Here is a 19346-nt window from a genome sequence, read left to right as displayed (position 1 = left end):
GCCCTCAGAGGCCCAGCTGCTTGATCGCTCCGCGCGCCGCGGCCGCCCCACTGGCCATGGACGCCGTCAGCAGGTAGCCGCCGGTCGGCGCCTCCCAGTCGAGCATTTCTCCTGCCACGAACACGCCCGGCGCCGCGCTGACCATGAGCCGTTCGTCGAGCGCCTCGAAGCGCACGCCGCCTGCGGTGCTGATGGCTTCGTCGATGGGCCGGGTCGCGACCAGCCGCAGCGGCACGGCCTTGATCGTCGCCGCCAGTTGCACGGGATCCTGCATGGCTTCGCGGCTGAGCGCCTCGTGCAGCACGCCGGCCTTGATGCCTTCCAGTCCGAGCCGGCTCTTCAGATGGCTGCTGAGCGAGCGGGCGCCGCGTGGATGCTTCACGGCCGCCAGCACCTGCTCGGCACTGCGGTCGGGCAGCAGATCGAGCAGCAGCGTCGCGCTGCCGTGCACGGCGATCTCGTCGCGCAGCAATGCCGATGCCGCATAGATCAGGCTGCCTTCGATGCCGGTCGCGGTTGCAACGAACTCGCCCTTGCGCGCAAAGCGGCGCCCCTGGCTGTCGGTGAACGCAATCGCAACCGACTTGAAGGGCTGGCCTGCGAAACGGCTCGCGAAATGTTCGCTCCACCCTGCCCCGTCGAAACCACAGTTGGCAGGCAGTAGCGGCGCGATGTCGATCCCGCGCGCCTGCAGCCACGGCGCCCATGCGCCATCGGAGCCCAGCCGCGCCCAGCTCGCACCACCCAGGGCGAGCACCACCGCATCGGCCTTCGCGATGGCCTCGCCCGTCGGTGTGGCAAAGCGCAATGAGGCCGTGGCCAGTGATGCGTCACCGAGCCAGCGGTGGCGCATATGGAACTGCACGCCCGCCGCACGCAACCGGTGCAGCCAGGCGCGCAGCAGCGGCGCGGCCTTCATGTCGGTCGGAAACACGCGGCCCGAGGTGCCGACGAAGGTCTCGATGCCGAGGCCGGCCGCCCAATCGCGCACCTGCTGCGGACCGAAGCGGGCGAGCATCGGTTCGAGCTGCGCGCGGCGCTCGCCGAACCGGCTCATGAACACGTCGAAGGGCTCCGAATGCGTGAGGTTCAGCCCGCCGCGCCCGGCCAGCAGGAACTTGCGGCCCACCGAGGGCATGGCGTCGTAGACGTGCACCTGCACGCCGGACGCGCTCAGGACTTCGGCCGCCATCAGGCCGGCCGGTCCGCCGCCGATCACGGCGACGGTTTGGGAAAGAGTCATTCGAGAGTTACCAGTTCGCCCTGCCCGGTCAGGAACGCGGCGCGCACCAAGGCACCGGGATAGGCATGTTGCACGGCCGCACGGTAGCGCTGCATCTGTGCGATCAATTCCGCGTCCCGTTCGGGGCGCGCAGCGGATTTGTAGTCGAGGATCCACCAGGCACCGCTGGCGCGCTCGCGCACCAGGCGGTCGATGCGCAGCGTCTCGCCTTCGTGGACCAGCGTCACTTCGTTGCCGTGCCAGTCGATCATGCGCTCATCCCACGCCCAGGCGCCGGCGCCCGCGCGGATGCGCTCGGCCAGCACCGCGGCACCGCGCGCCTGCTGCGCATCGAGCATGAATTCGCGGGCCGCGGCACGCACGTGCGCAGGCGGCAGCGCCTCGCCCTGCCGGGCCCATTCGAGCAGCCGGTGCATCGCCTGGCCGAAGGCCGCAGCCCGCGCATCGACGGTAGCGCCTGCGGCTTTCCTGGTGGCCGGTGCTTCCTTGGCCGCAGATGCGAGGACGGGCATCTTCTTCATTGAGAAACTTCCGGCCCCGGTCTCCACGGGCAGCGCGAGCAGCGGCTCGTCGGCTTCAACGGGCTCGCACATCGATTCGAGCCGCGACCACCAGCTGCCCTCGTTGGCCCGGGTCGGCTGCACCGACGACAGCACGAGGCGCTCGCGCGCCCGCGTGGTCGCGACGTAGAGGCCGTTGAGCTCCTCGCGATGGCGCGCGCGCTGTTCTTCCTCGAGCAGGGTGGCCGCGCAACCCGGCGGCGTTTTTTCGCTTGCCAGGAACACGAAGCGCGTGGGCGCGCTGTCGCTGCCCTTCCATTCGACCAGCACGCCCATGGTCTGGGCGCGCGGCGGCGGCGCGTCGCAGTCGAGCATGAGCACGGTGTCGGCTTCCAGGCCCTTGGCACCGTGCACGGTGAGCAGTTGCACCGCATCGGGCACGGCGACGGAAGGCGCCCTGACGCCGCCGGCGCGCAGCGCACGCACCAGCGCATAGGGCGTGGCAAAGCGCGCGCCCTCGATCTCGAGCGAAGCCGCCAGCAACCCGCGCAGATTGGCCAGCGCGCTCTGGCGCATGGCCGAAGGCATGGCGGCGCCGAACCTGGCCAGCACGTCGCCATCGTGAAAGATCGCACTGAGCGCATCGTGCGGCGGCAATGCGGCGAGCCAGCGCTGCCACTGCCTGAGCCTGGCGCCGGCCTCGGCCAGTTCCGCCGGCAGGCCCTCGCCTTTCTGGATCAGCGCGAACCAGCTTGAAGAGGAGTGCTCGCGCTGGCGCAGCGCCAGCTGCACCAGCGCCTCGTCGCTGATGCCGAAGAGCGGCGACTTGAGCGCGCGCGCCAGAGAAAGGTCGTGCGCGGGCGACACCAGCGCATCGATCAACGCCACCACGTCCTGCACTTCGGGGGCGTCGTGCAGTTCGTTCTTCTCGGGCTGCTGCACGGGAATGTGGCGCTGGCGCAGCGCGTCCTGCATGGCGGACAGCCGGTTGCGGCGGCGCGCCAGCACCATGATCTGGCGCGGCGGCGTGCCATCGGCAATGCGCTGCGCGACCCAGCGCGCGGCCTGCTCGCATTCCTTTTGCAGCAACTGCTCTTCGGGCAGCACCCGCGGCGTGACGAGGCTGTCGCGCCAGTGCAGCATGCCGTCGTCCGCGGGCGCGGCCTCGGCTGTGGTATCGAGGGCGCCGCGGTCGATGGGCGGGAGCTTGAGCAGATCGCCCGCGTCGCTGCGCTCGGTGGTGTGCGCGCGGTAGCCGTCGAACTCGCCGGCGTCCTGCGCGGCCAGCATGGACTGGTTGACCAGGCCGACCACCGCGCGCGCGTTGCGGTGGGTGTGGTCGCAATTGAGCAGCTCGCCGCCCAGCCCTTCGCGCACGAATCTCTTCGCGGCGATGAAGACCTGCGGCTCCGCGCGGCGGAAGCGGTAGATGCTCTGCTTCGGGTCGCCCACGATGAAGACGCGCGGCGCCTTGCCGCCCGCGCCGGTGTAGGCGCTGAGCCAGCCGTAGAGCGCCTGCCACTGCAGCGGATTGGTGTCCTGGAACTCGTCGATCAGCAGGTGCGCGATGCGCGCATCGAGCCGCTCCTGCACCCAGCCCGACAGCGCCGACTGGCCCAGCAGCAATTGCGCGGCCTGTTCCACGTCGTTCATGTCGACCCAGCCGTGGGCGCGCTTGACCTCGGCGAAGGCGGAGATCAGAAGGCGCGTGAGGCGCGTCATGCGCTGTTGGTAGAGCCACGCCGCATGCTGCGCCTGCGCAGCGCACAGGGTCTGGAGCTCGGCCTCGGCTTCTTGTGCGGCGGGGTATTTCTGCAGGTTCTTGTTGAGCCGGTCTTCGGTGGCGACGAAGAAGTTCTTGCGCAGGTGCGCGAGCGCGGCAGGGAGCGACTCCTGCGGCGGTTCGCCAGTGCCGAACACGTCGATGATCGCCTCGGCCGCTTTCTGCGGCGTCTTGTTGGCTTCGCGGCCGAGTGCGGCGGCGCGGTCCAGCCAGCGGTGGCGGACCTGCTCGCCGCGCAGTGCTTCGGTCGGTTCGTCCAGGCCTTCGAGCGACGGATGCATGGCGCTGAAATGCTGCACCGCCGACGCCGGGTCGGACAGCGAGAACTCGACCCGGCGCGTAAGCGCTTCGCCCAGGGCCTTGGCGGTCTGCGACCGGCCATAGGTGGCGACCACGGCGTAGTAGTCGGCCAGCGCCTCCTTGTCGGCCGTCACCGCTTCGAAGAAGGGGCGCCATGTCCGCGAGCGCGCCTCGGCATCGTCTTCGAGCAGCTCGTAGTTCGCGGGCAGGCCGAGTTCGCGCAGCACCGCCAGCGGCGCATTGCGCAGCAGGCCGGCGAACCAGGCGTGGAAGGTGCGGAACTGAACCGGCCGGCCGCCTTCGAGCAAGCGCCTGTAGAGGCCTTGCAGGCGCGGTACGGCAGCGAGCGCGGCGGCGGGTTCGACACCGCGGATCACGAGTTCGCGCACCAGTTCCTCGGGGCTGCGCTCGGCGAACTGCTCGAGCCATTGGTCGAGCCGCTCGCGCATTTCGCCGGCGGCTTTTTTGGTGAAGGTGATGGCCAGGATCTCGTGCGGCTCGCAGGCGGATTCGCCTTCCTCGAGCAGCGCGCGCAGGATGCGCGACACCAGCATCCAGGTCTTGCCCGCGCCGGCGCAGGCTTCGACGGCTACCGAGCGCCGCGGATCGCAGGCGACGGTGTAGAAGGCCTCGCGCGTGACGTGCCGGCCGTTGTGTTCGTAGGCGGCGCCGTTCATTTCGCAGGCCCTCCCTCGGTCGGAGACGAAAGTACAGGCTGTTCGATCTCCCAGAAATCTTTTCTGCAAAGCCCGCGTGCCGCGCAGTAGTCGCAGACTGCGCCCTCCCCCAGCGGCGGCAGCGCCGCGCCCTGGGCAATGCGGGTGAAGTCGTCGAGGATGCCCGCCACCAGCGCATCGCGCGCCTCCACCACCACGGGCTGCTCGACGGTCTGCGTGCCGGACGACTTCTCGCCGACGTTGACGTAGGCCGCGCGCAAGGTGTCGTCGGCCACCAGCGCGGCATAGAAGGCGAGCTGCGTGTCCTCGGTCGGATCCTTCACGCGCTCCTTGGTCACTGCGGCCGATTCGGTCTTGTAGTCGATCACGAAGGCCTGGCCGTCCGGCATGCGGTCGATGCGGTCGAGCCGGCCGACCAGTTGCAGGTTGCCCAGCGGCTGTTCCATCCAGGGTTCGGATTCAGCGAACACGGCGCCACTCGCCTCGTGTCCGGCAAGCCATTGAAGGTAGCCGTCGCGCACTGCGGGCCACGCCGCCGCGAAGGGCAGGAACTCGGCATCGGACAGTCCGAACTCGCGCGTGGCGCGCTCGGCCGCCACGCTGATGTACGCCGCACGCTCAGCGGCATCGCTGGTTGGCTTCTCTTTCAGCGCCTCATGGAAATGGCCCAGCACGGCATGCAGCCAGTTGCCGAAGTCGCGCTTGTCGACCTCGGCATCGAGCTCGTCGGCGCTGCGCAGGCCCAGTTGCCGCAGCGCGAAGAAGCGGTAGGGGCAGCGGCGCAGGTCTTCGTAGACGCTGGTGGAGATGTTGCGCAATGGCAGCAGCGCCCCCGACGGCGTCGGGTAGGCGGTCGGCTGCAGCGCCACCTCGCGCGGCGTGCGCGGGTCCGCCATCATTTGCAGGGCGTGGTCGAGCTGCAGCGCCTGCACCAGCGGGCTGGGGCGGACCGGCTCGCCGCTCGCATCGGACTGGCGCCACAGCACTTCGCAATTCGGATTGCACAGGGCCGCGGCCCATGCAGAGCGTTGCGCGGCCTCGAGCGTCTCGCGCGCGGGCAGGCCCAGTTCGGCGCGCTGCGCGGCGCTCCAGTTGCCGGGCGGCTCGGGCGATGCGGGCAGGCGCCGGTCGTCGCAACCGGGAATGACCACGGCGCCGAATGCGCGGCCCAGCAATTGATGCAGCGGCAGCACCACCACCTGTGGCGCCTCGCTGCCGGCGGGCGGCACGAAGCTCGCGTCTTCCAGCACGTCGCGCGCCCAGGCCGTGAACTCGGCCAGCGTGTGGCGTCCGCCGGGAAATTCGTCGTCTTCGCCATGGGCATCGGCATCGAGCCACAAGGCGCCGATCACCTTGGCGCCGGCCATGTCGGCTGCGAGCGGCTCCCATTGCTCCCCGGCCTCCAGCAGTTGGCGCAGGGCGCGCAGCCAGTCGGCCAGGGGCCGCGAGCGGGCCATGTCCATGCGGCGGCCTTCGACAGCCTCGGTGAAAGGCAGCAGTGCGATGTCCTGCGGCTTCTCGCTGCGCGCGGCCTGGCCGCACCAGGCGGACCACTCGCGCACGCCTTCGCGCCGCAGCCGGGATTCGAGCGCCTGGACGGCGAGCGCATCGCCGTCGGCACCGCTCTTGAGCCATTCGAGCACCTGGTCGCTGCCGGCGTCGTGCGCGCAGGCGCGCAGCGCGCTCATCACGGTGGCGGCGGCGCGCGTGGTGGAAAGCTTCCAGCCGGTTTCGTCGTGCGCCGTGACACCCTTCGCCTGGAGCTGCGCGCCGATGCGCCGCGTGAGGGCCCGGTCGGTCGCAATCAGTGCCACCGGCGCGCGGCCTTCGGCCAGGTGCCGCAGCACGCAGGCGGCCGCCAGTTCGGCTTCGTCTTCCGGATCGGCGGCGACATGCGCGGCTGCCGTGGCGGCCGCAGGACTTGTGGGCACCAGCGAGAGATGGATGGCGCGATCACCCCACAGGCTGCAGAGCGTCTGCGTGAGTGGATCGGCCTGGAAGCCTTCGAGCACGATCAGCGCATCGACCTGCGCACGCACCGTGTCGCGCAGCAGCACGTCGGTGGCATAGCCCGAATTGGCGGCCCAGGCCACCGCGACGCGGATCAGCGCGCTCTCGATGCGGAACCATTCCGACTCGCTGCCCGCATCGGCCACCTGGGCCGCGCGCTGCGCCCATTCGCTGCCGCGTCCCCCGGGCAGCGCGGCCGCCGCCAGGGGCGCCAGCTGGTAGGCCAACTCGACCACACGCCCGGCCAGCGCGAAGCGTTCGGCGGCAAAGCCGGCCTGCGACAGCAGCGCCTGGGCCGTGACCAGGTCGCGCGCCATGTCGAAAGCAATGTCGTAGCCCGTGGGCAGGAAGCCGCCCGCGCTGCGCGCCCAGTTGCGCGTGGTCTCGAAGCGCGGCGCGAAGCCGGGGCCGCCGCAGCGCGACCACATGCCGTGGGCCACACCCATCAATTGCGCATACGGCACCAGCACCACGGTGCGCGCCGCATGCAGCCCGTGCTGCGCAATGGCGCCAGCGATGCGCGCGACGACGCCGCCGGCGGGGTCGCACCACAGGGCCTGGACGGGGTGGCCTTCGTTCATGTTCTATCGAGGGGTTGGAGGGCGTGGAGGCGCAACGCGCAAAGGGCTTTTGCTATCGGCGCCATAGCGTTCCCGCATGGCACCCCACCCCTTGGTTTCTGTCACAATGACCAGCACTTTAGCTGCACCGAAACTCTCTGCGCACAAGGACACATCACATGGCCAGCGACCTGATTAAACACATCTCCGATTCTTCCTTCGAAGCCGACGTGCTCAAGTCCAGCCAGCCCGTGCTGGTCGACTACTGGGCCGAATGGTGCGGCCCCTGCAAGATGATCGCCCCCATCCTCGATGAAGTGTCGACCGCCTACGAAGGCAAGCTGCAGATCGCCAAGCTCAACGTCGACGAGAACCGCGACATCCCGGCCAAGTTCGGCATCCGCGGCATCCCCACGCTCATGCTGTTCAAGGACGGCCAGCTGGCCGCCACCAAGGTCGGCGCCATGAGCAAGGCGCAGCTCACGGCCTTCATCGACCAGCAGCTCGCGTAAGGCATTTCACCCGGCCAGCGCGCAATGCGTTGGCCGGACGGATTTTTGCTGTCATAATCTCCCACAGATCACCGGCCCCTTCGAGGTAACCGGTTCGAGTTCCCCGGTTTGTGAGGCAGCTCTCGCCTCACATCAAACCTCCCCCCGTTTTTCCGATCGATTGCCCCGCAAGGGGTCATTCCATGCACTTAAACGAACTCAAGGCACTCCACGTGTCTGAAGTCCTCAAGCAGGCTGAAGCGCTTGAGATCGAAAACGTCGGCCGCATGCGCAAGCAGGAGCTGATGTTCGCGATCATCAAGAAGCGCGCCAAGGCCGGCGAACAGGTCTTTGCCGACGGCGTGCTCGAAATCCTGCCCGACGGCTTCGGCTTCCTGCGCAGCCCCGACACCAGCTTCACGGCCAGCACGGACGACATCTACATCTCGCCGAGCCAGGTGCGCCGCTTCAACCTGCACACCGGCGACATGATCGAAGGCGAAGTGCGCACGCCCAAGGACGGCGAGCGCTACTTCGCGCTGACCAAGCTCGACAAGGTCAACGACGGTCCGCCCGAGCAGAACAAGCACAAGGTGATGTTCGAGAACCTGACGCCGCTGTTCCCCAAGGAACAGATGAAGCTGGAACGCGACGGCGTCAAGAGCGACGAGAACATCACGGGCCGGATCATCGACATCATCGCCCCCATCGGCAAGGGCCAGCGCGCCCTGCTGGTGGCGCCGCCCAAGAGCGGCAAGACGGTGATGATGCAGCACATTGCCCACGCCATCAGCGCCAACTACCCCGAAGTGCACATGATGGTGCTGCTGGTGGACGAGCGGCCTGAAGAAGTGACCGAAATGCAGCGCACCGTGAAGGGCGAGGTCATTGCCTCGACCTTCGACGAACCCGCGGCGCGCCACGTGCACGTGGCCGAGATGGTGATCGAGCGCGCCAAGCGCCTGGTCGAGCTCAAGAAGGACGTGGTGATCCTGCTCGACTCGATCACCCGCCTCGCCCGCGCCTACAACAACGTCGTACCCTCGTCGGGCAAGGTGCTGACCGGCGGTGTCGACTCCAACGCGCTGCAGCGTCCCAAGCGCTTCCTGGGCGCGGCGCGCAACGTGGAAGAAGGCGGCTCGCTGACCATCATCGGCACCGCGCTGATCGACACCGGCAGCCGCATGGACGAAGTGATCTTCGAAGAGTTCAAGGGCACCGGCAACTCCGAAATCCACCTGGACCGCCGCCTCTACGAAAAGCGCGTGTTCCCCTCGATCCAGCTCAACCGCAGCGGCACCCGCCGCGAAGAGCTGCTGCTGGCACCCGAGATCCTGCAGAAGACCCGGATCCTGCGCCAGCTCATGTACAACATGGACGAGATCGAGTCGATGGAGCTCATGCTCAAGAACATGAAGGCGACCAAGACCAATGTCGAATTTTTCGACATGATGCGTCGCGGCGGCTGAGCACCACGCTCGCCGCAAAAAAAGCGCGTTGGCCCCCTGGCCAACGCGCTTTTTTCATGGGCGACCGATGAGGCGGATCGCCCGGCCCTCGGCCGCGCTCTGCTGGCCGATGTCGAGCAGTTCCATCAGTGCGACGGCCTGCTCGGGCGGCACCGGGTTCGGGCCGTTGCCGAGGATCGCATCGCGCACTGCGGCGTAGTACTCGACGTAGTTGCCGGCCCGCGTGGGCCAGGTCCGGCGCTGCGGCTCGCCGCCGTCGCTGGCGGGCACCACGAGTTCGCCGTCCTTCGGATCGGCGCCCCACCCCGCCATCGGGGGCCGCTGGCCGGCGCGCAGCGCGTCTTCCTGCGGATCGACGCCATGCTTGATGTAGCTGCCGCGCGTGCCGTGCACGATGTAGCGCGGCGCGGCATGGGCCGCGAGCGTGGTGGCGTGCAGCACCACGCGCAGCGGCGCATGCGGGCCGCTTTCGTAGCGCAGCACGGCGTGGAAATAGTCCTCGACCTGCGCGCCCTCGCGCAAGGCCGCGGTGTCGAGCTGCAGCGTGTCGGGCGTTCCGAACAGTTGGACCGCCTGGTCGGCCAGATGGGAGCCCAGGTCGACCCAGAGGCCCGCGCCCGGCACCTTCTGTTCGCGCCAGCGGTCGCGCACCTCGGGGCGGAAGCGGTCGAAGTGCGATTCCAGGTACACGAGCCGGCCGAGTTCTCCGCTCGCCAGCACGTCCTTGAGCGTGAGGAAATCGGCATCGAAGCGCCGGTTCTGATAGACCGCCAGCAGGCGATTGTTGCGCCGAGCCAACAATTCGAGCTCTCTGGCCTCGGCCACGTCGAGCGTGAACGGCTTGTCCACCACCACGTGCTTGCCGGCCTCCAGGGCGGCCTTGGCCACCGGATGGTGCTGGGCGTTGGGGGTCGCCACCACCACCAGGTCGATGTCCGGCCGGCCCACGAGCGCGGCCGCATCGGGCACCACGGCCACGCCGGGCCAGTCGGCGTGGACCTTGTGCGGGCGGGAGCTCGCCACGGCCGCCAGTTCGAGCCCCGGCACGGCCGAAAGCACCGGCGCATGGAAGGTCTGGCCGGCAAAGCCATAGCCGACGAGGCCGGCGCGCAGGGTTCTGGAGGTCATCTGGAGGGCCGTCCTTCGCTCAAATCGGGACAGTATGCGATAATCGGCGGCTCCGCGAAAAGTGCAGCCGGGCGTCTTGCCCTGCGATTTCCCTCCCCGGAACGGCGTGTCCCCTTGGGCGCGCTTGTGGCTCTCGCATCGACCCCAAAGGAAAGACCATGGCAAAAGAAGGCATCCACCCGAACTACCGCGAAATCCTGTTCGTCGACATGTCGAACGGCTTCAAGTTCGTGACCCGTTCGTGCGCGAACACCAAGGAAATGGGCAAGACCGACGACGGCCGCGAGCTGCCGCTGTTCAAGCTCGACACCACGAGCGAATCGCATCCGTTCTACACGGGCACGCAAAAGTCGGTCGACAACATGGGCGGTCGCGTCGAGAAGTTCCGCAACCGCTTCGGCAAGACCACCGGCGCTGCTTCCAAGTAAAGCACGCGCTTTCGCATCGAGGGCAGCCCGGTTTACCGCGCTGCCCTTTTTTTCTTTCCCAAGACCGACGTTCGTTTCCACCCTGTGAATCAGCCCACTCCCGCGATCGTTGCCCAGAGCGCCGTGCGCCGGCTGCCGCGCCTGGCACTGCTGCTGCTGTGTGCCGCCTATCTCCTGCCGGGCCTGTTGGGGCGCGGCCCCTGGAAGAGCGCCGACATCACCTCCTTCGGCTACATGGCCGAACTGGCGCGCAACACCGAAGGCATCGCCCGCTGGTTCGATCCCCTGCTGCTGGGCCTGCGCCCTGAAACGCCGGCGCTGCTTCCCTACTGGATCGGCGCCTGGGCCATCAAGATCGCGCCATCCTGGGTGAACCCCGACCTGGCGGTGCGCATCGCCTTCGCGCTGCTGCTCTGGGGCACCTTCACCGCCACCTGGTACGCCGTCTACTACCTCGCGCGCACTTCGCGGGCCCAGCCGGTGGCCTTCGCCTTCGGAGGCGAAGCACGGCCCACCGACTACGCCCGCGCCATTGCCGATGGCGGACTGCTGGCGCTGATCGCCTGCCTGGGCCTGGCCCAGCTGGGCCATGAAACCACGCCGGCGCTGGCGCAGCTGTATTTCGCGTCGCATCTGTTCTACGGCGTGGCGGCACTGCCCTACCGCCGCGTCGGCCCGGTCATCGCATTGCTGGTCGGCACCATCGGCATGACCTTGAGTGGCGGTCCCACGGTCGGCCTGGCGCTGGCGGTGGGCAGCGCGCTGTTCATCGCCTACGAGCGGCGCACCGCCGGCGCCGCCTCCGACGAAAGCCCCGGCTATACCCGGGGCGCGCTGGCCACGATGATCGCGGCCGCGCTGGCGGCCGCCGCACTGGCGCTCGGGCTGGGCCTTTTGCAATGGAAGATCCAGTTGCCGGGCCATCATCCGAGCAGCACCTCGGCGCTGAGCGACGTGCGCAGCCAGGCCAAGCTGCTGGTGTGGTTCACCTGGCCGGTCTGGCCGCTCGCGATCTGGACGCTGTGGCGCTGGCGCCGCCAGCTCACGGCGCGCCATGTGGCGCTGCCGTTCTGGTTTGCACTGGTGCCGCTGGCCGCGACCTGGACCACCGACTATTCCGACCGTTCGCTGCTGCTGGCGCTGCCCGCACTCGCCACGCTGGCCGCCTTCGCCCTGCCCACCTTCCGGCGCAGCGCGGCGGCGCTGATCGACTGGTTCAACGTGCTGTTCTTCAGCGGACTGGCCGTGCTGGGATGGATCTACTGGATCGCGATGCAGACCGGCGTGCCGCCCAAGCCGGCGGCCAGCGTGGCGCGGCTGGTGCCGGGGTTCGTGCCGGAGTTCTCGGCCATCCCGTTCGTCCTGGCGCTGGCCGCCACCATCACCTGGTGCTGGGTGGTGCGCTGGCGCACCGGGCGCCACCGCGCGGCGCTCTGGAAAACGCTGGTGCTGCCGGCCGGCGGCACCGCGCTGTGCTGGATGCTGCTGATGACGTTGTGGCTGCCTCCCATCGACTATGCGCGCAGCTATGCCCCCCAGGTGCGGGCGGTGGCCGAGCGCGTCGGGCAGCCGAGCTGCATTGCCGAGCTTGCGCTGAGCCGCGCGCACATCGCGGCGCTGCGGCACCACGGCCAGTTCAACCTGCAACCGCTGCTGCTCGGCACCGATTGCCCCTGGCTGCTGGTCAGCCCCGAAACCATCGAGCGGCTGCACACCATCATTCGCCTGGAGCACTGGCGTTTCAGCGGCACGCTGCGCCGGCCCAGCAGCGCGACCGACGACCTGCTGCTCTACCAGAAGATCGCGCCCTAGCAAGTGAGCGGCGAACGAGGCCTGATTGCGCGGCACGCCGGCACGGTGCTGGTGGGCCAGCTGGCCGTGATGGCGTTCGGCGTGACCGACACCATCGTGGCCGGCCGCTATTCGGAGAACGCGCTCGCCGCGCTCTCTGTGGGCGCGGCCGTCTTCATCAGCGTGTTCGTCTCGCTGATGGGCGTGCTGCAGGCGCTGCTGCCGGTCTGGGCGGAACTGCACGGCGCGGACCGTAGAAGCGAAGTCGGCCGCTCGGTGCGGCAGTCGCTCTACCTGGCTGCCATCGCCATTGCCGTCGGCATGGCCGTGCTGCTGCTGCCCGGTGCGGTGCTGCGCTGGACCCAGGTGCCGCCCGCGATGCGCGGCGAGGTGGAAACCTATCTTGGGGTGCTCGCCTTCGCATTGCCACCGGCCCTGCTGTTCCGCCTGTTCAGCACCCTGAACCAGAGCCTGGGCAAGCCGCAGGTCGTGACCTGGCTCCAGCTGGGCTCGCTGTGCGTGAAACTGCCACTGTCGATCTGGTTCGCCTTCGGCGGCGCGGGCCTGCCGGCCATGGGCCTGGTGGGCTGCGCCTGGGCCACGCTGTGCGTGAACTGGGCCATGCTGGCCTGCGCCGTGTGGCTGCTGCGCAGCAGCACCTTCTACCGCGACTACCGGCTCTGGGAACGCATCGAAGCGCCCGACTGGCGCCAGATCCGCCAGTTCGCGAGCCTGGGCATTCCCGGCGGCCTGGCCGTGCTGGTGGAAGTGACTTCGTTCACCCTGATGGCGCTGTTCATTGCGCGCCTGGGCACGGCCGCGGCGGCCGCGCACCAGATCGCCTCGAACCTGCTGGCGGTGGCCTACATGGTGCCGCTCTCGCTGGCCATTGCCACCAGCGCGCGCGTGAGCTTCTGGCTCGGCGCCGGAAAGGCCGCCAAGGCTCGCCGCGCCTGCCGCATGGGCTTCGAACTCACCGCCCTTTGCGCGCTGTTCTTCGCGGGCGCCATGGTGGCGCTGCGCTTCAGGCTGGCCCACGTGTATTCCGACAACCCGGCCGTCATCGCAGTGGCCGCGGCGCTGCTGCTGGTGGTGGCGGCTTATCACTTTGCCGATGCGCTGCAGACGCTGTGCGTGTTCGTGCTGCGCAGCTACCGCGTCACGCTGGTGCCGCTGGTCGTCTATTGCACGCTGCTCTGGGGAGTGGGCCTGGGTGGCAGCTACCTGCTGGCCTACCGCGGGCTGGGGCCCTGGCCTGCGATGCAGTCGCCGCTCGCCTTCTGGATCATGAGCGCCGGAGCGCTCGCAGTCACGGCCCTGCTGTTCGGCGCGCTGCTGCGTTGGACGATGCGCCGCTCACTTCGCTAGCAGCCGCGCTTCCCGCACACGGGTTGCCGGGAACACCAGCGCGAAACGCGAGCCCTTGCCCACCGTGCTCTGGATCCGCAGTTCAGCGCCATGCCGCTGCGCGATGTGCTTCACGATGGCCAGGCCCAGGCCGGTGCCGCCGGTTTCGCGGGAGCGGCTGCGATCGATGCGATAAAAGCGTTCGGTCAAGCGTGGAATGTGCTCGGCGGCAATGCCGGGGCCGGTGTCGCGCACCGCGTATTCGCCGCGCCCGTCGGGCAGCAGCCGCCAGCTCACCGCCACCTCGCCGCCGCCGGGCGTATAGCGGATGGCGTTGCTCAGCAGGTTCGACATGGCGCTTTGCAGTTCGGTCGGCGCGCCCGAAATCTCGGATTCAGCCTCGATCGTGAAGGAAAGGCGGTGGCCCTGCGGCGTGAGCCGGCCCGACAGGCCCCGTCCCTCGTCTTCGCACTGCGCGAGCAGCGCACGGATGCGGATCCACTGGTTGCCCGAGGGCGCCGCGCTGCCCTCGAGCCGCGAGAGCGTCAGCAGGTCGTTGACCAGGGTTTCCATGCGGTGCGACTGCTGGCTCATGAGCGAGAGATAGCGCGCGCGCTCGTCCGCATCGAGCGGCAGGTTCTGCAGGGTCTCCACGAAGCCCGCCAGCACGGTGAGCGGCGTACGGATCTCGTGCGAAACGTTGGCGACGAAGTCGCGCCGCATGGCTTCGGCCTGCTCAACCGCCGTGATGTCGCGCGTCAGCAGCATGCGGCGGTTGCCCGCATAGGGATGCACCTGCACCGACAGGCGCACCGGATGGCTGCGCTGGTGCCCCTGCCCCGGGCCGGAAGCATCGATGACCACATCGCGGCTGTAGTTCCACGAGGCCAGGTAGGCCACGAAGGCGGGGTCGCGGACCAGGTTCGCAAGATGCTGCAGCAGATCCCGCTCGGCATCGATGCCGAACTGGCTGGCCGCCGTCTGGTTGCACCATTCGATGCGGCCCTGTTCGTCGAGCAGGATCACGCCGTTGGGCGACGCCTGGATGGCGGCCAGGAATTCCTGCAGGCGGTCCTCGGCCTGGCGGGTCTGCTGTTCGCGGTCGCGCAGCAGCTTGCGAATGCGTTCAGAAAGTTCGCCCCAGACACCGGCGCCGCGGGTCGGCAGGCCCGCCGCGTTGTTGCGCAGCACCTTGAGCAGGCGCTCGGCGCGCCACGCGTCGAGCGCGAGCCACAGCACCGCGCCCAGCCAGGCGCCCAGCCATCCGAATTTCCAGCCAAAAATGGCTGCAGCGCCCGCTCCCATTAGGAGAGACGCTATTAGAAATGTAGCGATACGGAAAGGCATGGCGGGCGATTATCCGCGCCCGCGGCCCGTGAAAGCAGCGGAGCTCAAACCGTGACTTGGGCCGTCAGGCGATAGCCGGCGCCGCGCACCGTCTCGACCATGGGCGAGGCGGCGCCCAGCGATTCGCGCAGGCGCTTGACGTGCACGTCGACCGTACGCTCCTCGATGTAGACGTGGTCGCCCCAGACCTTGTCGAGCAGTTGCGCACGGCTGTGCACGCGCTCGGCATGCTGCATCAGGTAGGCCAGCAGTTTGAATTCGGTCGGCCCCACCTTGAGCGCATTGCCCTGCCAGGTGACGCGGTGCGTGGCGGTGTCGAGTGCGAGCTCGCCGATCTCCACGCGTTCGGTCACCACTTCAGGCGCCCGGCGGCGCAGCACGGCGCGGATGCGCGCGAGCATTTCCTGCGTCGAGAACGGCTTGGTGATGTAGTCGTCGGCACCTGCGTCGAGGCCGGCCACCTTGTCGGGCTCGTCGCCGCGCGCGGTGAGCATCAGGATCGGGATGGCCTTGGTGCGCGGGTCCTTGCGCCATTGGCGCGCGAGCTGCAGGCCGCTCTGTCCGGGCAGCATCCAGTCGAGCAGGATCAGGTCCGGCAGGAAGGCGTCGATCTCGCGTTGCGCCGCCGCGCCGTCTTCCGACCAGATCGGCTCGAAGCCGTTGTGGCGCAGGTTGACGGCGATCAGCTCGGCGATCGAGGACTCGTCTTCGACGATCAGGACTCGGGGTTTCTTCATGCTTTCTTGGGAGACTTGGGCTCGCTCTGTTACTGCAGCGCCGATTCGATCTCTTGCATCGAAGTGTGCCGCACATCGGCGCCCTTGACGATGTAGATGATGAATTCGGCGATGTTCTTGGCGTGGTCGCCGATGCGTTCGATGGCCTTGGCCAGGAACAGCAGGTCGAGGCTGGCCGAGATCGTGCGCGGGTCTTCCATCATGTAGGTGACCAGCTTGCGCACGAAACCGTCGAACTCCTTGTCGATCAGGTCGTCGTCCTTCAGGATCGACAGCGCCGCGGCCGTGTCCAGGCGCGCGAACGCGTCGAGCGCGGTGCGCAGCAGGCCCGAGGCCAGGTCGGCCGCGATGCGCAGCTCGTTCGAGGGCAGCGCGCGGGCCGAGCCGCTCTCGATGATCGACTTGACCATGCGCGCGATCTTGTTGGCCTCGTCGCCCACGCGCTCCAGGTTGGCCGTGGTCTTGGAGATGGCGATCAGGAGGCGCAGGTCGCGCGCGGTCGGCTGGCGCCGCGCGATGATCGACGACAGCTCGCGGTCGATCTCGATCTCCATGGCGTTGACGCGCGTCTCGGTTTCCATCACGCGGTCGGCAGCGTCGGGATCGAACTGCAGCAGTGCGTACACCGCCTGGTGGATCTGCGCCTCGACCATGCCGCCGAGTTCCATCACGCGCGACGAGACGCCGTTGAGTTCGCTGTCGAACTGGCTGGAGAGATGTTTTTCAGTCATGTGTGCCTCCTTGGCATCAGCCGAAACGGCCGGTAATGTAGTCCTCGGTCTCCTTGCGCTGCGGCTTGAAGAACATCTGTTCCGTCGCGCCGAACTCGATCAGGTCGCCCAGGTACATGTAGGCGGTGTAGTCGCTGCAGCGTGCAGCCTGCTGCATGTTGTGCGTCACGATGACCACGGTGTACTCGTTTTTGAGCTCGGCGATCAACTCTTCGATCTTTGCGGTCGAGATCGGGTCGAGCGCAGAGCAGGGTTCGTCGAGCAGCAGCACTTCAGGCTTGATGGCAATGCCGCGTGCGATGCACAGGCGCTGCTGCTGGCCGCCCGAAAGGCCCGAGCCGCTTTGCTGCAGCTTGTCGCGCACTTCGGTCCAGAGCGCCGCCTTCTTGAGCGCCCACTCGACGCGGTCGTCCATCTCGCTCGCACTGAGATTTTCGAACAGCTTCACGCCGAAGGCGATGTTGTCGTAGATCGACATCGGGAACGGCGTGGGCTTCTGGAACACCATGCCGACCTTGGCGCGGATCAGTGCCACATCCTGCTTGGAGGTGAGCAGGTTCTCGCCGTCCAGGGCGATGGTGCCCTCGGCGCGCTGCTCGGGGTAGAGCTCGAACATGCGGTTGAAGGTGCGCAGCAGGGTCGACTTGCCGCAGCCCGACGGGCCGATGAAGGCCGTCACCTTGTTCTCGGGGATCTCGAGGTTGATGCCCTTGAGCGCATGGAACTTGCCATAGTAGAAGTTCAGGTCCTTGACCGAGATCTTCGAGCGCGACGGTTGTGCGACGGTGTTTGGCATGGTTGCTACTTCTTCTTGAATCAGAGTTTGTTGCGCGTGAGGACCCGCGCCAGGATGTTGAGGGCAAGCACGGCCACGGTGATCAGGAACACGCCGGCCCAGGCCAGCTGTTGCCAGTTCTCGTACGGGCTCATCGCGAACTTGAAGATCGTCACCGGCAGGCTGGCCATCGGCTGGCTGATGTCGGCGGTCCAGAACTGGTTGTTGAGCGCGGTGAAGAGCAGCGGCGCGGTTTCGCCCGCGATGCGCGCCACGGCCAGCAGCACGCCTGTGACCACCCCGGCGCGCGCGGCGCGCAGCGTGATGCTCAAAATGACCTTCCACTTCGGCGTGCCGAGCGCATAGGCCGCTTCGCGCAGCCCCGGCGGCACCAGCTGCAGCATGTTCTCGGTGGTGCGGATGACCACCGGAATCACGATCAGCGCAAGCGACAGCGCACCCGCCAGGCCCGAGAAGGTCTTGAAGTACGCCACCACCACGGCATAGACGAACAGGCCGATCACGATCGACGGCGCCGACAGCAGGATGTCGTTGACGAAGCGCGTCACCGACGACAGCCAGCCCTTGGGGTTGTACTCCGCCAGGTAGATGCCGGCCATGATGCCGATCGGCGTGCCCACGAAGGTCGCGAGCATCACCATCACGAACGAACCAAAGATCGCGTTGGCGATACCACCCGCCTCGTTCGGCGGCGGCGTCATCTCGGTGAAGGTGGCGAGCGCCAGGCCGCCCAGGCCCAGGCGCAGGGTTTCCCACAGGATCCAGATAAGCCAGAACACGCCGAACACCATCGCCGCGAGCGACAGCGTGAGCGCGATCTTGTTGACGCGGTTGCGCGCGGCAAACTTGGCCTGGCGCGTTTCGGCGAGCGCCTTCGCATTCAGCAGGTTTTGAGCCGTACTCATGACTTGGTTCCTTCGCTCTTCTTCATCTGGGCCAGCAGCACCTTCGACAGCGTCAGCACGACGAAGGTGATGAAGAACAGCACCAGGCCGAGATACATCAGCGCAGCCTGGTGTAGGCCCGCGCCGGCTTCGGCGAATTCGTTGGCAAGTGCCGAAGTGATGCTGTTGGCCGCCTCGAACACGGAAAGCGAGTTGAGCTGGTTCATGTTGCCGATCACGAAGGTGACCGCCATCGTCTCGCCCAGCGCACGGCCCAGGCCGAGCATGATGCCGCCGATCACGCCGGCCTTGGTGTAGGGCAGCACGACCTTCGACACCACTTCCCAGGTGGTGGAGCCCAGGCCGTAGGCCGACTCCTTGAGCAGCGGCGGCGTCACTTCGAACACGTCGCGCATCACCGAGGCGATGAACGGAATGATCATGATCGCGAGAATGATGCCGGCCGAGAGAATGCCGATGCCCACGGGCGGGCCCGATACCAGCGCGCCAAGGTACGGCACGCCGGCCAGCAGCTTCTGCAGCGGCTGCTGCACCCAGGTGGAAAGGATCGGGCCGAACACCAGCAGGCCCCACATGCCGTACACGATCGACGGCACGGCGGCGAGCAGTTCGATGGCCGTGCCCAGCGGGCGCTTGAGCCAGCTGGGCGAGAGCTCGGTCAGGAACAGCGCAATGCCGAAGCTCACCGGCACCGCGATCACCAGCGCGATGATCGAGGTGGCCAGCGTGCCGTAGATCATGACCAGGCCGCCGTACTCGTTCTGCACCGGGTCCCAGACGCTGCTGGTCAGAAAGCCGAGGCCGTACTTCGAGATGGCGGGCCATGCGCCGGCAATCAGCGACAGCAGGATGCCGATCAGCATCGCGAGCGTGAGCAGCGCGGCGCCCTTGGCGGCCCAGCCGAACAGGCGGTCGGCCATCGGGCCCGAACGCGGCGCCTTGGCGGGCGGTGGTGCGGTGACGCGGCCGCGTTCGGCCGCGAGGTCGAGCGAGGATGCGGAGGCAGGATAGGTGGATGACACGGGTCGCTCCGGCAATGACGAAAGCGGCGCATCCTCGAGCGAAGTGCTGCTCATGGCTGCGCCGTCCTGGGCTTGAGGGGG

General features: G+C 68.0%; 15 protein-coding genes. 5 read left to right on the top strand and 10 right to left on the bottom strand.

Annotated features, from left to right (window positions below):
- Window positions 1-4: 4 nt before the first annotated feature.
- From IB278_RS17225 to IB278_RS17215, 3 genes are read right to left on the bottom strand one after another with little or no spacing between them, the layout of a single operon-like run.
- The gene (locus tag IB278_RS17225) at window positions 5-1243 is read right to left on the bottom strand and encodes a TIGR03862 family flavoprotein (protein ID WP_145743582.1); all 1239 of its coding nucleotides are present in this window, start codon (window positions 1241-1243) and stop codon (window positions 5-7) included.
- A complete protein-coding gene (locus IB278_RS17220) occupies window positions 1240-4503 on the bottom strand; it encodes a UvrD-helicase domain-containing protein (RefSeq protein ID WP_192324484.1) in 3264 nt (1087 codons plus the stop codon). The genes IB278_RS17225 and IB278_RS17220 overlap by 4 nt, the downstream gene beginning before the upstream one ends.
- The gene (locus IB278_RS17215) at window positions 4500-7094 is read right to left on the bottom strand and encodes a PD-(D/E)XK nuclease family protein (protein ID WP_192324482.1); all 2595 of its coding nucleotides are present in this window, start codon (window positions 7092-7094) and stop codon (window positions 4500-4502) included. Before IB278_RS17215 ends, IB278_RS17220 begins: the two co-directional genes overlap by 4 nt.
- 158 nt (window positions 7095-7252) lie before the next feature.
- Between IB278_RS17215 and trxA the strand changes: the two genes are divergently transcribed.
- Together trxA and rho are read left to right on the top strand one after the other, a co-directional pair.
- Complete coding sequence (gene trxA, locus IB278_RS17210; protein ID WP_012747433.1) at window positions 7253-7585, top strand: thioredoxin TrxA; 333 nt, start codon at window positions 7253-7255, stop codon at window positions 7583-7585.
- Window positions 7586-7767: 182 nt separating this feature from the next.
- Window positions 7768-9033, top strand: a complete 1266-nt coding sequence (gene rho, locus IB278_RS17205; protein ID WP_021007063.1) for a transcription termination factor Rho — start codon at window positions 7768-7770, stop codon at window positions 9031-9033.
- A 54-nt stretch (window positions 9034-9087) separates the two neighbouring features.
- Here rho and IB278_RS17200 read toward each other — a convergent pair whose 3' ends face one another.
- Window positions 9088-10161: an oxidoreductase gene (locus IB278_RS17200; RefSeq protein WP_192324480.1), complete on the bottom strand. Its 1074-nt coding sequence runs from the start codon at window positions 10159-10161 to the stop codon at window positions 9088-9090.
- Window positions 10162-10319: 158 nt separating this feature from the next.
- On the opposite strand from IB278_RS17200, the gene IB278_RS17195 reads away from it, so the two are divergent.
- The 3 genes from IB278_RS17195 to IB278_RS17185 all read left to right on the top strand — a co-directional run bounded on the left by IB278_RS17195 (window position 10320) and on the right by IB278_RS17185 (window position 13748).
- Entirely contained in the window at window positions 10320-10589 is a 270-nt protein-coding gene (locus IB278_RS17195; RefSeq protein WP_007836661.1) for a type B 50S ribosomal protein L31, read from the top strand.
- A gap of 84 nt (window positions 10590-10673) precedes the next feature.
- Window positions 10674-12401, top strand: coding sequence for a hypothetical protein (locus IB278_RS17190; RefSeq protein ID WP_025569354.1), 1728 nt, complete (start codon window positions 10674-10676; stop codon window positions 12399-12401).
- Between the two features lie 3 nt (window positions 12402-12404).
- Window positions 12405-13748: an MATE family efflux transporter gene (locus tag IB278_RS17185; protein ID WP_192324478.1), complete on the top strand. Its 1344-nt coding sequence runs from the start codon at window positions 12405-12407 to the stop codon at window positions 13746-13748.
- Here IB278_RS17185 and phoR read toward each other — a convergent pair.
- Genes phoR through pstC form a run of 6 tightly spaced genes read right to left on the bottom strand, consistent with a single transcriptional unit; the run spans window position 13737 to window position 19319 of the window.
- A complete protein-coding gene (phoR, locus tag IB278_RS17180) occupies window positions 13737-15074 on the bottom strand; it encodes a phosphate regulon sensor histidine kinase PhoR (RefSeq protein ID WP_025569352.1) in 1338 nt (445 codons plus the stop codon). The genes IB278_RS17185 and phoR overlap by 12 nt on opposite strands.
- 44 nt (window positions 15075-15118) lie before the next feature.
- Window positions 15119-15811, bottom strand: coding sequence for a phosphate regulon transcriptional regulator PhoB (gene phoB, locus IB278_RS17175; protein ID WP_012747427.1), 693 nt, complete (start codon window positions 15809-15811; stop codon window positions 15119-15121).
- 29 nt (window positions 15812-15840) lie between these two features.
- Window positions 15841-16542 (bottom strand): phosphate signaling complex protein PhoU, encoded by a 702-nt coding sequence (gene phoU, locus IB278_RS17170; protein WP_012747426.1) that lies wholly within the window; start codon window positions 16540-16542, stop codon window positions 15841-15843.
- Window positions 16543-16558: 16 nt separating this feature from the next.
- Entirely contained in the window at window positions 16559-17338 is a 780-nt protein-coding gene (gene pstB / locus IB278_RS17165; RefSeq protein WP_021007056.1) for a phosphate ABC transporter ATP-binding protein PstB, read from the bottom strand.
- 20 nt (window positions 17339-17358) lie between these two features.
- Entirely contained in the window at window positions 17359-18243 is an 885-nt protein-coding gene (gene pstA, locus IB278_RS17160; protein ID WP_192324476.1) for a phosphate ABC transporter permease PstA, read from the bottom strand.
- Window positions 18240-19319 carry a phosphate ABC transporter permease subunit PstC gene (gene pstC, locus IB278_RS17155; protein WP_192324474.1) on the bottom strand — a complete coding sequence of 360 codons (1080 nt, stop codon included), beginning with the start codon at window positions 19317-19319 and terminating at the stop codon, window positions 18240-18242. The genes pstA and pstC overlap by 4 nt, the downstream gene beginning before the upstream one ends.
- Between the last annotated feature and the right edge of the window lie 27 nt (window positions 19320-19346).

Origin of the sequence: Variovorax sp. VRV01, from assembly GCF_014852545.1 — a bacterium.
Taxonomy (GTDB): domain Bacteria; phylum Pseudomonadota; class Gammaproteobacteria; order Burkholderiales; family Burkholderiaceae_C; genus Variovorax; species Variovorax beijingensis_A.
Note: the sequence above shows the minus strand (reverse complement) of the source record. Positions and strands in the feature narration are given on the sequence as shown.